Raw genomic sequence first — 13,778 nt, forward strand, 5'->3', positions numbered from 1 at the left:
TGATTACCGCAATATGAAGGCAGTGAACAGCACATCGCTGACCACCTGCTTCGGTTGTCCCTTAACCAGCGGTGGGCTAAGCACGTCCTTAATTTGCGCCACCAGTTGCTGCTTCCCTTGTTCGCTGCTCAGTTGACCCGCTTCCTGACGTGACAGCAGCATCAGCAGACGGCTGCGCACTTCCGGCAGGAAATCGTTCAATTGGCGGCGGGTGTTTTCGTCCGGCAAGCGTAATGTCAGGCCGATATACAACACGCGATCCGGGTTGTTATCGGGCGTCATCAGATTGACGGTGAAGGTGTCCAGCGGCATGAATACCGGTGCGGCCGGCGGTTGTGGTTTGGCGGCAGGTTGCGCGCCGCTCTGATGTTGCTTGAGCTGCCACCAGCTGTAACCGGCCGCGCCGCTGGCGATGACGGCGATCAACACCAGCAGAATGACCAGAAGGGAGCGTTTAGGGGCTGCCGGTAGGGTATTTTGAGACATAGCTAAATCAAATTCCTGTTGTTATACCCGTCGTCTTTCAAGCTGCAACCTAAGATCTCGCGGGTATATAGCGCGTGTAAAAGCCGCACGCATGACATAATTTATCCAAAATAATTGGAGTTGCGTCGCGACGGCCTGGTTGTCAGTCCCCAAGCGCATAGATAACTATGTGACCGGGGTGCGCAAACGCAGCCAACAATGATGCAGCTTCAACTATGACGGGTAGCGGTATTATCGCGTCTATTCCGGCGTGCAATAGCCAGAATAGACAGAGAAAAGCGTGCCAGCTTGGACGTTTGCGGTGGCTCAGGCGAAAATATCAACGCCGCTGACGGCGCGGGCCATCGCCTGCAATTCCAGCGGCGCGCTGAGAGCCTCACCGGTCAGATTGCTGTCACCGTGGCGATCGCGGTAATCCGGTCGGCCCTGCTGCTCAGTGTTTTGTTGCTGTGCCTGTTGCCACTGGGGTGTGGATTCCCCCCCGACGCTGCTTTGCCCCAGATTGATGCCGCTCTCTGCCAATGCATGACGCAGTTGCGGCATGGCGGCTTCGACGGCAGCACGTACCTGGCCCTGTGCAGAGGCAATGTGCAGGTGGGCCTGATTGTCATCCAGCTTGAGGGTGATTTGCAGCGCCCCCAGTTCTTGCGGATGCAACCGCAGCTCGGCACTTTGCTGGCCGTTGCGATGGAACATCAGGACCTGTTGGTTCAATGCCTGCTGCCATTCTGGGCTGCCAAGTTGGGCGTTCAACTGGGGAGTTGGCGGCGCAGTGACCAGCGAGGTCGCGGGTGCCGATGCGGCTATCGGGCTGGACACCGGTGGAGCCATGTGAGGATTAACCGCTGCCTGGGGTTGCGCATCCGCGCTGAATTTCAACGCGGCGGTATCCATCTTGTCGTGCGTTGTGGCTGTCTGTTGCGGGCTGTCCGCGCGGCTTTCAACGTTGAACGGATCTTTGGTCAGCGTTGCCGGGGTTTTCTGTACGTCGGCTATCGGGCTGCCCTTGGCGTCCGGTTGTTTACCCAGTGCGGCGGTCAGCAGGGCGGCAGGTTGAGTGGCATCCTGATCACCTTCAACGGTAAGTTTGGCGGTGCCTGGTACAGAAGGGGGAGTGGCGATGGGCAGCATCGCGAACAGGGCTTGCAGTGTGGCTGCGTCGATCTCACCGGCAGGCCGCAGCGCAACGTCTTGAGGCTGCTGATCTGAGGGCAGCTCTTCGTCGGCGTCGCTGGCTAACGGCTGATTACCACGTAATAACGAGGGCGCAATAAGCCCATCGCGCTCGCCGAAGGCGGCCAGAAGCTGCGTCAGTTGGTTGTGGCTGAGCGGGCTTGATTCACCTTCTGCATCCAGCGCCATCGGTGACAGTTTTCCTGCGGACTTGTCGGCAGGTAGCACGCGTGCACCGAGCAGTTGGGCAAAGGCGGAGGAGAGCGCTGACGCGTCCAGCGGCGCCTGTGCGTCCGGCAGTAAACCGGTCTCGCTCTGAGACGATATGCCCGGCAAAGCGTTGAGATTCATTGTTGTAGATTCCTTTGTGCACTGCGTTGAGCGAACTCATCCATCAGTTTTTGATCCCGTTTGTTCTCCAACTGCTGCTCCGCGCTCTGGGCACGGGAGTGCAGGGTTTCGAAGGCATTCAGCCGTTGCTGCTTGTCTTGCCAGTGCTTCATGGCGTGGTCGACCTTCTGCCCCCACTGCGTCAGCTGTTGGCGATGTTGGGTAATGGCCTGTTCCAGCGTGCCGATAAACTGCTGGTAGTTCTGCCAATTTGACGACTCCATGCCGCCACTCAGTTGGTTATTCAGCTTCTGGCGGTACTCATCCTGATAATTGAGCAACATGGAAAGCTGCTGCTCAGCGGCTTGTTGTGCCTTGCGTACCTGACCCAATTGCTGCGTTGCCTGTTCCACCGCATCCTGCGCCAGATCGCGCAGGGTAATGAGGGGTGACTGTGGTTTCATCGGATTTGCGCCTTTAGTGACGTTAAACGATCAACTGTTGTAGCTGTTGGCAGGCGTCGTCGTAACCGCTGCGCTCGAAAATACCCTGTTGCAGATAGGCCTCCATCTGCGGATACAGCGTCATGGCTTTGTCCAGCAGTGGATCGCTGCCGGCGACGTAGGCACCGACGCTGATCAGGTCACGGTTACGTTGATAGCTGGCCAGCATCTGTTTGAAGTTGCGTACCCGGCGGTAATGCTCGTCGTCAATCAGTGACGTCATGGCGCGGCTGATCGACGCTTCGATGTCGATAGCCGGGTAGTGACCGGCTTCGGCAAGCCGTCGCGATAGCACGACGTGACCGTCGAGAATGGCGCGCGCCGAGTCGGCAATCGGATCCTGCTGGTCATCGCCTTCCGTCAGGACGGTATAAAAGGCGGTAATGGAACCACCGCCGCTGATGCCATTACCGGCACGTTCTACCAGCGCCGGCAGTTTGGCAAAGACGGAAGGTGGGTAGCCTTTGGTTGCCGGGGGTTCGCCAATAGCCAGGGCGATCTCACGCTGCGCCATGGCATAACGGGTTAGCGAATCCATAATCAGCAGCACGTGTTGACCACGATCGCGGAAGTCCTCGGCGATACGGGTGGCGTAGGCGGCCCCTTGCATACGCAGTAAGGGGGAAACGTCTGCCGGTGCGGCAATGACCACCGAACGTGCCCGGCCTTCAGGGCCAAGGATGTTCTCGATAAAGTCTTTGACCTCGCGGCCGCGTTCACCGATGAGGCCGACGACAATCACATCGGCCTGGGTATAACGCGCCATCATGCCCAGCAGGACGCTTTTCCCCACGCCAGAACCGGCAAACAGGCCCATACGCTGCCCGCGCCCGACGGTCAGCAGGCCATTGATGGTGCGTACGCCGACGTCCAGCACCTGTTCGATCGGCGTGCGTTGCAGTGGGTTGAACGGGGCCGTGATCAAAGGTGCACGGTAGCCGGTTTCCGGTGCAGGCAGGCCGTCGAGCGGTTTGGCACTGCCGTCGAGCACGCGTCCCAGCAATGCCGGGCCAAGTGGCAATTGCTTGCCGGCACTTTGCCCTTCGGGCGAGATGCGGGCGTAAACCCGGGCGCCGGGGACAATGCCTTCCACTTCTTCCAGAGGCATCAGAAACAGCCGCTGACCGTTAAAACCGACCACTTCGCTTTCCACTTCCTGCACTTCACTGGCGTCGTGACGTTCGATCAGGCAGGTGGCGCCAATCGGCAATTGTAGCCCGGTGGCTTCGAGCACCAGCCCGGTGGCGCGTGTCAGACGGCCATAGCGGCGTACCGTCGGGGTGTGGGCAATGCGTTTTTCCAGCTGGTCCAGGGACGTCAGCCAGCGACCGAGGCGCAGGGTCATTACACGTCCCCCGGCGCGGCAAGGCGGCAGAGTTCGTGCCAGCGTGTTGCCAGGCTGGCGTCGAGATCGCCTTCATCGGCACTGACCTTGCAGCCTCCCGGGTGCAATTGGCCATCCGCCAGCAACCGCCAGCCGTGCAGGCTGAGGGTTGCACCTAATTGCTGCTCTATCCGCTGATAGTCATCCGGATGAACGCGCAGCTGCGGTTTGCCGCTGAACATAGGCTCTTGTTGGATCAACTGCTGGATTTGGGCCAGCAGAGCGGTTCCGTCACACACCGGGGGCTGGCCGAGCACTTGCTTGGCGGCGGTTAAGGCGAGTTGCATAAGGCGCGAGGCTATTACGCTGTCGAGCGCATCCAGCGTGTGCTGGAATTCGGTCACCAACTGTTGCCAGTGGGCAGTCAGAGGCTGTTGCTGCTGTTGCGCCTCCAGCAAGCCCTGCTGGCGACCGTCCTCCATGCCGGCCTGAAATCCTGCGTCGTAGCCCTTTTGCTGACCGTCCGCATAGCCCATCTGCTGGCCCTGTTGCTCGGCCTGCAGGCGCAACTGGGCCAATTGCTGCTCCTGGACGACAGTGTCGTCCACCGGGATGCCGTAAGTCTCTGCCACCGGCAGAGGGGCAATCTCTGGCTTGGGTTCGGTCAGATCGTTAAGCGACCATGGCTGCCAGGGCAGGGTGTTGATGCGATCAGACATAGGTGTCCTCGCCACCGCCGATAATCATTTCGCCGGTTTCTGCCAAACGACGGACCACCAACAGGATGGCTTTCTGTTCGTTCTCTACCTGCGACATACGTACCGGGCCACGGTTGGCCAGGTCGTCGCGCAGAATGTCGGCGGCGCGTTGCGACATGTTCTTGAGGAACTTCTCGCGCAGCGGCTGTTCCGCACCTTTGAGCGCGACCAGCAAGGATTCGCCTTCCACTTCCTGCAACAGGCGTTGGATGCTGCGATCGTCGACTTCCACCAGATTTTCGAACAGGAACATCTCGTCGATGATTTTCTGCGCCAGTTCGCCATCGTACTCGCGCATGGCGTCGATAACGGCTTCTTCCTGCTGCGTTTTCATCAGGTTGATGATCTCGGCTGCGGTGCGCACCCCACCCATTTTGCTGCGCTTGAGGTTTTGGCCATCGAGCAGGTTGTTCAGAACTTCGGTCAGTTCTGCCAGCGCGGCCGGTTGCACGCCGCCGAAGGTCGCGATACGCAACATCACGTCGTTGCGCAGGCGTTCGTCGAACAGCGCCAGAATATCTGCCGCCTGACCCCGTTTCAGGTGGACCAAAATGGTCGCGATGATTTGTGGATGCTCGTCGCGGATCAGATCGGCGGCGCTCATCGGCTCCATAAAGTTCAGTGTTTCCATGCCGGTGGTGGTTTCGCGCGATTCGAGAATATCCTCCAACAGGCTAGAGGCACGTTCTTCGCCCAATGCCTTGACCAACACAGAACGCAGATAGTCGCTCGCGTTGACGCTCAGCGCTGCATATTGTTCGGCGTCGTCTTCAAACTCGCGCAGTATTTCGTGCAGCTGTTTGTGGGACACCTGGCTCATGCTGGCCATGGTGCCACTCAACTGCTGGACTTCACGCGAGGAGAGGTGTTTAAACACCTCGGCAGCGCGATCTTCACCTAGCGTCATCAGCAGGATGGCGCTTTTTTCGGTTCCGGTCAGACTCATAGTTCGTTACTCATCCATTGGCGGATTACCAGAGCGACCACACGCGGGTCTTTATCAGCCAGATCGCGGATCCGCTGGCTCTGGACTTCTGCACTGACGCGCTGCTGCGATTTACGGTGCTGCGCCAGCTCCTCATTACTCGGTTTAGTGCTGTCGGCCGGTTTAGCCATTGGCGCATTGGCAGCGGCGAGCGCGGCTTTTTGCACGGCCTGACGGTTTTGCAGTTGCGGGCGTACCAGCTTGCGCCAGAGTAGCCAAGCGACCAGCAGGACCAGCAGATAACGACCTGCGTCGAACAGACGATCGATAAAGGCCTGGCTTTGCCAGAACGGCAACTCGGCACCCGTGACGTCGTTATCAGTAAACGGTGCGTTGACCACATTAAGGGTATCGCCACGGGCACTGGAGAAGCCCATGGATTCACGTACCAGGGATTCAATCTGTGCCAACTGCTCTTTGCTCATCGGCAATGGCTTGCCGCTTTTATCCGTGCCGCTGTAGTTGACCACCACCGCAACCGACAACCGCTGCACTGTCCCGGCTTTTTGCTGGGTATGGCGAATGGTGCGATCGACCTCGTAGTTGGTGGTTTCATCGTGACGGCTGTTCTGCGGCCCAGTGCTGCGCGGCGCGGTAGAGGCAGCGGCCGTATTGGCCATGTTGGTGTTATTGCTTGCGGCAGCCGGTTTGGCAGTTTCAATCGGTGCGGTAGCAGGGGTGCTAGGCTGATTTGACAACGCGCCCGGTACACCGCCGACCTGTGGCCCACCAATTTGATCGCTTTGGCTCATTTGCTTTGAGCGCACGGCAGCTTTGTTCGGCTGCTGGTTGGGTTGATATTCTTCGTCGGTTTGCTCGCGGGTCGCAAAATCGATCTGTGCAGTGACCTGAGCACGCACGTTGGCGCTGCCGACCATCGGTGCCAAAATGGCTTCTATCCGGCGTTGGTAGCGGCTTTCCACTTCGTTGGCGTATTTCAGCTGTGCTGCGTTCAGATCGCGACCTGCGCCGTCAGACTGGGTAAGCAGCCGACCTGATTGATCGACCACCGTAACGTTGCCTGGCGGCAAACCGGCCACGCTGCTTGAGATCATATAAACGATGGCGTTGATCTGGCCGTCATCCAATGCGCGACCGGGTTGGAGCGTCAGTGTCACCGAGGCAGATGGGGATTTTTGCTCGCGAACGAACAGGGAAGGCTTTGGCAGTGCCAGATGCACCCGGGCGTTTTGTACCGGCCCCAGTGATTCGATGGTGCGTGACAGTTCACCTTCCAGCGCACGCTGGTAGTTGATTTGCTCACTGAATTGACTGATGCCGAATTTTTCCTGATCCAGCAGTTCGAAGCCGACGGCTCCCCCTTTAGGCAGGCCCAATTGCGCCAAGCGTAAACGGGTTTCATGCACTTTCTCTGCGGGGATCAGCAGCGCCGCGCCGTTCTCGGCGAAGCGGTAAGGGATATTCATCTGCGTGAGCTGAGTCACGATGGCCCCGCCGTCGCGATCGTTAATGTTGCTGTACAGAACGCGGTAGTCTGGGCTTTTCACCCATAACAGCAGCGCAACCACAATGGCGATGGCAGCGGAAGCGGCGATCAGCAGTGGGATTTTTGGGTTGGCGCGCAGACGATTCCACATGGCTTGCAGGCCATTATCGCGGCTTTCGGTGGCGGTAATTGAAGCACTCATTTTAGCCAGTGTCCTTCAATGACGCTCAGGATCCGGTGCAGGCCACGGCGTAGCTCCCTGCCAGGCTGATGAACGATGTGGTTAGCGTTGTGTGACAAAACAGACTCCCTGATACACATATAAATATACCCTATGCCTTTCAAGTTACAGCTAGGCTGCCGGCTCGCTCATTCCCTGGTGTTGTAGGGGCGCAGCATGCTGCACCTGAGTTAATCGGGGCGAATTCATTTGCCCTCTACAGCAGCCATTGAGGTGAGCGCGTGCAGATAACAACGCTGCAACTTGAAAGACGACGGATATAGCGGCGCTCCCATTTCTGGGCATGCCATTATTTCCTCTTGAGGGGAATTTCGATGGCCCGATAAGCCGGGTTTTTTGCAGTTAATTAACGGCTTTAGGATAAAAACGCTGTGATAGGGTGTGGATCATCAAAGTAGTGCCTGATGCAACAACGTCCGGCAACAACGTTTTTATTGAGGTCAGAATGGCAATTCAGGGCATTGAAGGGGTATTGCAGCAACTGCAGGCCACGGCGATTCAGGCGGGGACAATGGGGCAAAGTGCGCCGGCACAGGGCGTCAACTTTGCCAGCGAACTGAAAGCCGCGATCGGCAAGATCAGTGATACCCAGCAGGCCGCACGCAAACAGGCGCAGGATTTCGAAGTGGGCGTGCCAGGCATAAGCTTAAATGACGTCATGGTTGATTTGCAAAAATCCTCAGTCTCACTGCAGATGGGCGTACAGGTGCGTAATAAGCTGGTTTCCGCCTACCAGGAAGTGATGAATATGGCGGTGTGATGAGCATGGCCTCGTGTTTGAGGCCATGTTTGTTGGAAATGACGATCAGGAAAGTAACGCAGCAAGTTGATGGTGGGCACTTTCCATACCCCGATCTCGTCCATGTGGTTTCATATCCAGGCCTTCCGCATAAACGAATTCCACTTCACTGATGCCCATCAAGCCTAAAACGGAACGCAGGTAGGGGGTGACCGCATCGGTTTCGTTACCCACATGTATGCCGCCGCGCGAACTGATCACCAGGGCACGCACGTCTTCAACCAGACCGACCGGATAAGTCGACGTGTAGTTGAACGTGACGCGGGCACGTGCCACCAAATCAAACCAGTTCTTTAAATGTGTCGGCACGTTAAGGTTGTACATCGGCGCACCAATCACCACCAGATCGCTGGCTTTAAGCTCGGCAATTAATTGATCCGAGAGTGCCACCACCTCTTTGGCCCGCGGGCTGGGGGACTCGCTGCCACGTAATGCGCCAAACAATTCGGCGTCCAGCACGGGTAAGTCGAGCGAAACCAAGTCGCGTATTACGACGTTATCCTGAAGCCCCTTGGTGTTGCGTTCGGTCAAAAAGGCGTCGATCAATGTATTCGTGTGGGATTGATCGCCCATGATGCTGGATTTGAGTACCAAGATATTGTTCATGATCTTTTCCTGATGAGTGTCTGCATAAGCCCCAATGCGTCAGTTGGCCCCTTGGGGTGTTCGAGATAACGCATGTTAACATTGCTGAATATTCACCAGTGGTGATAGTGTTTCACATCATTGATTCCAAAAAGGAAGCAATACGGTGAGAACAGAACTAAACGGCATCCCGGTATTTGTCGCCGTCGCGGAGGCGGGCAGCTTCGCCAACGCGGCTGAAAAATTGCATCTGACACGCTCTGCCATCAGTAAAATTATCTCTCGGTTGGAGGCGCGTCTGGGGGTCATGCTTTTCCTGCGCACGACGCGCAGTCAAAGTCTGACGGATGAGGGGGTGTTGTTCTATGAGCATTGTCGACAGGCACTGGCGACGATCAACAATGCCGAGGCTTTGCTCGATAGCGGTAAAGTGCAAGCCAGCGGCAGGTTACGTGTGTCAATGCCCGTGCTGTTCGGCCATTTGTGCATTGCGCCGCTACTGACGGAAATGGCGATACAGCATCCGCAATTGACGCTGGAACTCTCCTTTAGCGATCGCACAGTGGACTTGATCGACGAAGGGTTTGATCTGGCTATTCGTATTGGTGCCTTGCCTGACAGCAGTCGCCTGATAGGTCGGCAGTTAGGCCACCACGGCATGACATTTTGTGCGTCACCGGCCTATTTACAGCGCTATGGCGAACCGCAGTCGTTACAAGCACTGAGCCAACATCAGGCGGTAGGGTATTTACGTGCCGGCAGTGTCCAGAAATGGCAACTCAGGGACGGCAACAACAGCCTGCAAGAAATCAGGCCGCAGGCAAGAATCGTGATGGATGATATGCAAGCTATTGCCAATGCTGCGGTAAGCGGTGCCGGCGTGGTTTGGCTACCGTATTGGCTTGCTCGTGAGCACCTTGCTGAAGGTCGCTTGGTGGCGATAATGCGCCGCTTTGGCAGCGTAGATTTCCCCGTTAGTGCCGTTTGGCCCCATGCCGCTTACCAACCGTTAAAAGTTAGGTTGGCGGTGGACCAATTAGTTGCGCAACTTCCTGCCCGATTGGCCCTTGTTGCGCCTTGATCACCGAATGACTGTGCTGTAGTGATGTCATTGTGAATAATCAGTGGCTTGATCATGGCGATAACGGCAACGCAACGAACACCAATCGCCGGAGTAGAAGGGGAGAAAGTACGATGTAACGCAAATTGCCATGTTTATCGCTGCATTATAATTCCAGGGTGTAAAGACCTTTCAATTACCAGGTAATATAATGAGCGGTAAAAGTGAACGCAGATGGCGGTTGTTAAGTATTTTAATACTTATCGTTTTAACTGTATTAATAAGCATTTTAATTAAACAAAGTTAAAACAATTGGGGCCACGTTTGTGGCCTTACTGTTTTATTTTCCCGCCAACATTCGCATGGCTTCTTCTTCATACAGTAAGCCAAACAACCACATGCCGAGCAGTAATACAACCAGGGAAAACAGCAGCTTTTCGTTGAGCATGGTTTATTCACTTCTGACCGTTTTAATGCTGCGTTGATGCTATCCCACCTGGTCGTTTTGTGCCAATCCTGTTTACAAAAACAACGACTTCATTGTCCAATGATTTAATTTACGCGTGTGGCCATCACTCCTGCGCTTGCATCATGCTGAAGTGATCGGGGCGAGGCGTGCTGGGTTCCATTGCGCGCTGGTGCCCGCGGATTGCCGTGGGAGCAAAACCGAAACGCTTGCGAAAACGCTCTGCGAACCGTGACGAGCTTTCATAACCCACATGTTGTGCAATGACGGATATGGGCCAATCTGTAGATTGCAGAAGCGCCAATGCACTACTCATACGCACGTCGATCATCAGATTGCGCAACGACGTATTCTCTGCTGACAACTTGCGACGCAACATCACTTCACTCATCGACAATGTTTCCGCTACCTCGGCCGCCGTCCAGATATTATGGGGATCGGTTGCCAGGCAACGACGCACGCGCTGGGTTAAATTCCTAATCTCGTTATGCATAAAGTGGACGTTGAATTGTTTTAACCAGAGCAGGATTTCTAACATTTTGTGGCGAATGATAACCGTTGGGAAACGATGCTTAAGAGCCAGTGCAAGGCTGGTGGTCTCAAAACTGTGCATCAAGGCACAGGGCAGGTTGCGTAACGCCAGCACCGCATCGAAGGGGGTTGAGGGGGCGGTTTCGACGGTGGCTGATGGTGTGGTGAACAACAGGGGATCGCAGGTCAGCAACTGGCAACTGAAAACCCCATCTTCTGAGGGGCCGTTAATTATATCTACGGTTTGGCCTCCGTCGATGATCAACAATTCGCCCGCATGAGCGATGATTTCTCGTTGTTGCCAACGTATACGCTTGTGGCCTTGTTGTACCAGATACAGATGTGGTTGCTCAAAATAAACTGAAGGGAATAATAATTCAGTATGCTGAATGATGTGTGCCGATGCACCAATTCCAGGACAAATATTAATTGTACGTTCCATCGATATTCATTTCGCAGCCATTATCTGTGAATATCTTTACGCTTTGATGGGCGTTGGAGCAACTTTTTTCCATACGTTGTGAAGCACAACGACGTGTTTTATCTATCAAAAATAAATTTCCTGCTGAACAGAAAACGTCCGTGTTGGAGTGATGCTTATCCGTGAAAGTGAGAGCAAGGCTCAAATTGTGCATTTTTACTAATTACCCATTATCTGAATAATTCAAATGCCATGGATTAATATCCTGACTTAACCGGGGAATAATAGTACATGCTGCTCCTTATCCCAACGTCGCCGTTATTGTTACGATTTCACCTGATTTGTGGCTCTCCTAGCAGCAGAGCGCGATCGTGAAACTGACCGTAGGTGTTGTTGACCACGTTTTGGCGCGTTGATTGGCCGATTAATTCTTTCAATTGGTCCATGCGTTGCTGCAGCAAACGTTTCAACTCGGTTTCGTTGTCCAGGATTTGCTGCAGTTTATGATGCAGCAACTCCTGCAGTGCCATCGACGGGCCAGCCTGACCGGTAAAGGCGGCGGTTTTTTCTACCGCCGTCACATAGGCCAGTTCCTGCTCAACCAGTTCTTCCCACCGGCCGGTTTGTGCCAGCACAATCATATGGCTACTCAGGGTAAAAATTTGCTGATAGGCGGCTAACAACTGCTGTTGACGTTCCATTACACGGCGTCCTGAGAAGGGTGATAATTAGGGCCAATCTGGCGCCAGGCGTCAGCAATATTTTCCAACAATTTGACCACTTCGGTGATCGCCGCTTCGTCGTTGTGCAGGTTGGCCTGCATCAAGCGCCGCTTCATATAGTCATACAGTGCCGCCAGACTATCGGCCATTTCACCGCCTTGCTGGTGGTCAAGCCCGCCTTTCAGGCCGTTATCAATAATATTGATGGCCTTTGACAGTGCCTGACCCTTGCCGGCGATATCCCCCTGGTTCATCAGTATCCGTGCGCGTAATAGGGCGCTAAGCGCCCCATCGAAAAGCATCACGATTAACTGATGCGGGCTGGCGCTCATCACGCCGCTTTCCAAACTGACCTGCGCATAGGCCTGAGTGCCGCTACGGTTATACATGCTTTTTTTTACCTGGTTAAAAAGTGGTTATTTAAATTGTTGATTCAAATAGTTACTGGTGCCATTCATTTTGGACATCATGGTGTCCAGTTGTACGAATTGTTGTTTATAACGATCTATGGTGTTTTGAATGCTGGCGGTGACCGTAGTTATCTGGCTGTTCAGGCGGTCGAGGTTGGTATTGATGCTTTTGGTCGAGTTTTCGATGATACCGCCGGACTTGATATAACTCTGGATCTCGTTATGGATCTCGGTGGCCATACCCGTGTCCTTTCCGTTCCCGACGAAGAAGTTGGTGACCTGATCGGGTTTATCATCCAGCGCTTTTTTCAGCTTGGTGCTGTCGATTTCCAATTTGCCGGTTTTGGTATTGGTTGAGATACCCAGATTGCCCAGGCCTTTCAGCTCGGGGTTATCCTGTGCGGCGCTGAGAGCGCTTTTAATCGATGACTGAATGCCGCGCAGCGTGTTGTCCCCTAGCAGGGGGCCGTTGCTGGCATTCTGCGCCTCGCCGGTTTTGACCGGGGTATATTTGGTCAGCGAGTTAAAGGTATCCAGCAGCGAGTTATAGCCGTCGACCCACTCTTTGATCTTGTCGGTGGTGCCGGCGGTATTGGTGCTGATCACCAGGTTTTGCGGCTCGGCGTCTTTGGTTTTTGTCTTCAGATCGATGGTTACGCCCTGCAGGGCATCGTTGATCGAGTTGGTGCTGCGCTTAATGGCAGTGCCGTTTACCACCAGCTCGGCATCCTGCGCTTTCACCGTTTCTTTCATCGCGCTGGTGCTGCGTTTGGAGTCGTAATTCAGGATATCACCCAGTTGGTCATCATTATTGACCTGAATGGAGACCCTGTTGTTCTCGCCAGTGGTGGAAGAACTGATCGCCAACTGATACTGATTGTCGCCCACGCGCATGATACTTGCGGTGACGCCAGCCTTGGCACCATTGATGGCGTCACGCATTTCCACCAGCGAGGTTTGATCGTCGCTCAGAGGGATCTTGGTTTCTTTTGGCGGGTTGCCGGCGGTGATACTGATGGAGCGATCGGTTGCACCCTCTGCACCCAGCTTGGTGGTCTGATCGCCGATCGCGGCCTGCGTTGTTAGGGTTTGAGCCTGCGCCAGCTTGGTGACTTCCACCACATAGTTGCCTGGGACCGCCTTGGCGTTAGTGGTGATCTTGAATGCATCGTGTTCGCTGGCGGTAGTGCTTTTAAAGAAATCTTCTTTCGCCAGTTCTTTGCTCAAGTTGTCAAACTTTTCCAACGAGCTTTTCAGCGTCCCGTAGGCGGTGATTTGAGAGTTGTAGCTCGACTGCTTGGTCGTATAAGGGGTCAGACGCTGCTGTTCCGCTTTGGTCAGCTTATCCAGTAAACCGTTGAGGTCAAGCCCTGAGCCGAGGCCTAATGAACTGATCGATGCCATTGGTAATTCTCCTTGATAATGACTTTATTCGCTTTACGCGTTATCGGCCCAGTGGAGAAAAAGTTTACCGAAAAAATAAAAAACCGATGGCGCAATAGAAGAGGGAAAAACTGCGTTAATTACCCTATTGCTG

Annotated in this window: 14 protein-coding genes; 2 read left to right on the forward strand and 12 right to left on the reverse strand. The window is 54.9% G+C overall.

Going from position 1 to position 13,778, the window contains the following annotated elements; genetic code table 11:
- Positions 1–3: 3 nt before the first annotated feature.
- The 7 genes from fliL to fliF all read right to left on the reverse strand — a co-directional run bounded on the left by fliL (position 4) and on the right by fliF (position 7,208).
- A complete protein-coding gene (gene fliL, locus ACI2J2_RS02675) occupies positions 4–486 on the reverse strand; it encodes a flagellar basal body-associated protein FliL (RefSeq protein WP_209635555.1) in 483 nt (160 codons plus the stop codon).
- 306 nt (positions 487–792) lie between these two features.
- Positions 793–2,010 carry a flagellar hook-length control protein FliK gene (locus ACI2J2_RS02680; RefSeq protein WP_404759356.1) on the reverse strand — a complete coding sequence of 406 codons (1,218 nt, stop codon included), beginning with the start codon at positions 2,008–2,010 and terminating at the stop codon, positions 793–795.
- Entirely contained in the window at positions 2,007–2,453 is a 447-nt protein-coding gene (gene fliJ, locus ACI2J2_RS02685; protein ID WP_209635552.1) for a flagellar export protein FliJ, read from the reverse strand. The genes ACI2J2_RS02680 and fliJ overlap by 4 nt, the downstream gene beginning before the upstream one ends.
- Before the next feature lie 22 nt (positions 2,454–2,475).
- A complete protein-coding gene (fliI, locus tag ACI2J2_RS02690; protein WP_209635550.1) occupies positions 2,476–3,837 on the reverse strand; it encodes a flagellar protein export ATPase FliI in 1,362 nt (453 codons plus the stop codon).
- Positions 3,837–4,535 (reverse strand): flagellar assembly protein FliH, encoded by a 699-nt coding sequence (fliH, locus tag ACI2J2_RS02695; RefSeq protein WP_209635548.1) that lies wholly within the window; start codon positions 4,533–4,535, stop codon positions 3,837–3,839. Before fliH ends, fliI begins: the two co-directional genes overlap by 1 nt.
- Entirely contained in the window at positions 4,528–5,520 is a 993-nt protein-coding gene (fliG, locus tag ACI2J2_RS02700) for a flagellar motor switch protein FliG (protein WP_037419039.1), read from the reverse strand. Before fliG ends, fliH begins: the two co-directional genes overlap by 8 nt.
- The gene (gene fliF, locus ACI2J2_RS02705; protein ID WP_404759357.1) at positions 5,517–7,208 is read right to left on the reverse strand and encodes a flagellar basal-body MS-ring/collar protein FliF; all 1,692 of its coding nucleotides are present in this window, start codon (positions 7,206–7,208) and stop codon (positions 5,517–5,519) included. The genes fliG and fliF overlap by 4 nt, the downstream gene beginning before the upstream one ends.
- 484 nt (positions 7,209–7,692) lie before the next feature.
- Between fliF and fliE the strand changes: the two genes are divergently transcribed.
- Positions 7,693–8,007, forward strand: coding sequence for a flagellar hook-basal body complex protein FliE (fliE, locus tag ACI2J2_RS02710; RefSeq protein WP_209635544.1), 315 nt, complete (start codon positions 7,693–7,695; stop codon positions 8,005–8,007).
- 45 nt (positions 8,008–8,052) lie between these two features.
- Here the strand turns inward: fliE and ACI2J2_RS02715 are convergent, their stop codons facing one another.
- Complete coding sequence (locus ACI2J2_RS02715) at positions 8,053–8,652, reverse strand: NAD(P)H-dependent oxidoreductase (protein ID WP_209635542.1); 600 nt, start codon at positions 8,650–8,652, stop codon at positions 8,053–8,055.
- Between the two features lie 145 nt (positions 8,653–8,797).
- On the opposite strand from ACI2J2_RS02715, the gene ACI2J2_RS02720 reads away from it, so the two are divergent.
- Positions 8,798–9,712, forward strand: a complete 915-nt coding sequence (locus ACI2J2_RS02720; RefSeq protein ID WP_404759358.1) for a LysR family transcriptional regulator — start codon at positions 8,798–8,800, stop codon at positions 9,710–9,712.
- A 551-nt stretch (positions 9,713–10,263) separates the two neighbouring features.
- Here ACI2J2_RS02720 and ACI2J2_RS02725 read toward each other — a convergent pair.
- From ACI2J2_RS02725 to fliD, 4 genes are all read right to left on the reverse strand, one after another.
- A complete protein-coding gene (locus tag ACI2J2_RS02725; RefSeq protein ID WP_404759359.1) occupies positions 10,264–11,130 on the reverse strand; it encodes a helix-turn-helix transcriptional regulator in 867 nt (288 codons plus the stop codon).
- Between the two features lie 311 nt (positions 11,131–11,441).
- Positions 11,442–11,810, reverse strand: coding sequence for a flagella biosynthesis regulatory protein FliT (gene fliT, locus ACI2J2_RS02730; RefSeq protein WP_209635536.1), 369 nt, complete (start codon positions 11,808–11,810; stop codon positions 11,442–11,444).
- Positions 11,810–12,220, reverse strand: coding sequence for a flagellar export chaperone FliS (gene fliS, locus ACI2J2_RS02735; RefSeq protein ID WP_209635526.1), 411 nt, complete (start codon positions 12,218–12,220; stop codon positions 11,810–11,812). Before fliS ends, fliT begins: the two co-directional genes overlap by 1 nt.
- A 27-nt stretch (positions 12,221–12,247) precedes the next feature.
- The gene (gene fliD / locus ACI2J2_RS02740) at positions 12,248–13,645 is read right to left on the reverse strand and encodes a flagellar filament capping protein FliD (RefSeq protein WP_404759360.1); all 1,398 of its coding nucleotides are present in this window, start codon (positions 13,643–13,645) and stop codon (positions 12,248–12,250) included.
- Positions 13,646–13,778: the final 133 nt, after the last annotated feature.

It is taken from the genome of Serratia sp. NPDC087055 (assembly GCF_044900985.1).
Lineage (GTDB): Bacteria > Pseudomonadota > Gammaproteobacteria > Enterobacterales > Enterobacteriaceae > Serratia.

What these genes read in the sequence shown, in the direction of transcription:
- fliL (WP_209635555.1), bottom strand. Translation starts at nt 486, where the DNA reads ATGTCTCAAAATACCCTACCGGCAGCCCCTAAACGCTCCCTTCTGGTC.
- ACI2J2_RS02680 (WP_404759356.1), bottom strand. Translation starts at nt 2,010, where the DNA reads ATGAATCTCAACGCTTTGCCGGGCATATCGTCTCAGAGCGAGACCGGT.
- fliJ (WP_209635552.1), bottom strand. Translation starts at nt 2,453, where the DNA reads ATGAAACCACAGTCACCCCTCATTACCCTGCGCGATCTGGCGCAGGAT.
- fliI (WP_209635550.1), bottom strand. Translation starts at nt 3,837, where the DNA reads ATGACCCTGCGCCTCGGTCGCTGGCTGACGTCCCTGGACCAGCTGGAA.
- fliH (WP_209635548.1), bottom strand. Translation starts at nt 4,535, where the DNA reads ATGTCTGATCGCATCAACACCCTGCCCTGGCAGCCATGGTCGCTTAAC.
- fliG (WP_037419039.1), bottom strand. Translation starts at nt 5,520, where the DNA reads ATGAGTCTGACCGGAACCGAAAAAAGCGCCATCCTGCTGATGACGCTA.
- fliF (WP_404759357.1), bottom strand. Translation starts at nt 7,208, where the DNA reads ATGAGTGCTTCAATTACCGCCACCGAAAGCCGCGATAATGGCCTGCAA.
- fliE (WP_209635544.1), top strand. Translation starts at nt 7,693, where the DNA reads ATGGCAATTCAGGGCATTGAAGGGGTATTGCAGCAACTGCAGGCCACG.
- ACI2J2_RS02715 (WP_209635542.1), bottom strand. Translation starts at nt 8,652, where the DNA reads ATGAACAATATCTTGGTACTCAAATCCAGCATCATGGGCGATCAATCC.
- ACI2J2_RS02725 (WP_404759359.1), bottom strand. Translation starts at nt 11,130, where the DNA reads ATGGAACGTACAATTAATATTTGTCCTGGAATTGGTGCATCGGCACAC.
- fliT (WP_209635536.1), bottom strand. Translation starts at nt 11,810, where the DNA reads ATGGAACGTCAACAGCAGTTGTTAGCCGCCTATCAGCAAATTTTTACC.
- fliS (WP_209635526.1), bottom strand. Translation starts at nt 12,220, where the DNA reads ATGTATAACCGTAGCGGCACTCAGGCCTATGCGCAGGTCAGTTTGGAA.
- fliD (WP_404759360.1), bottom strand. Translation starts at nt 13,645, where the DNA reads ATGGCATCGATCAGTTCATTAGGCCTCGGCTCAGGGCTTGACCTCAAC.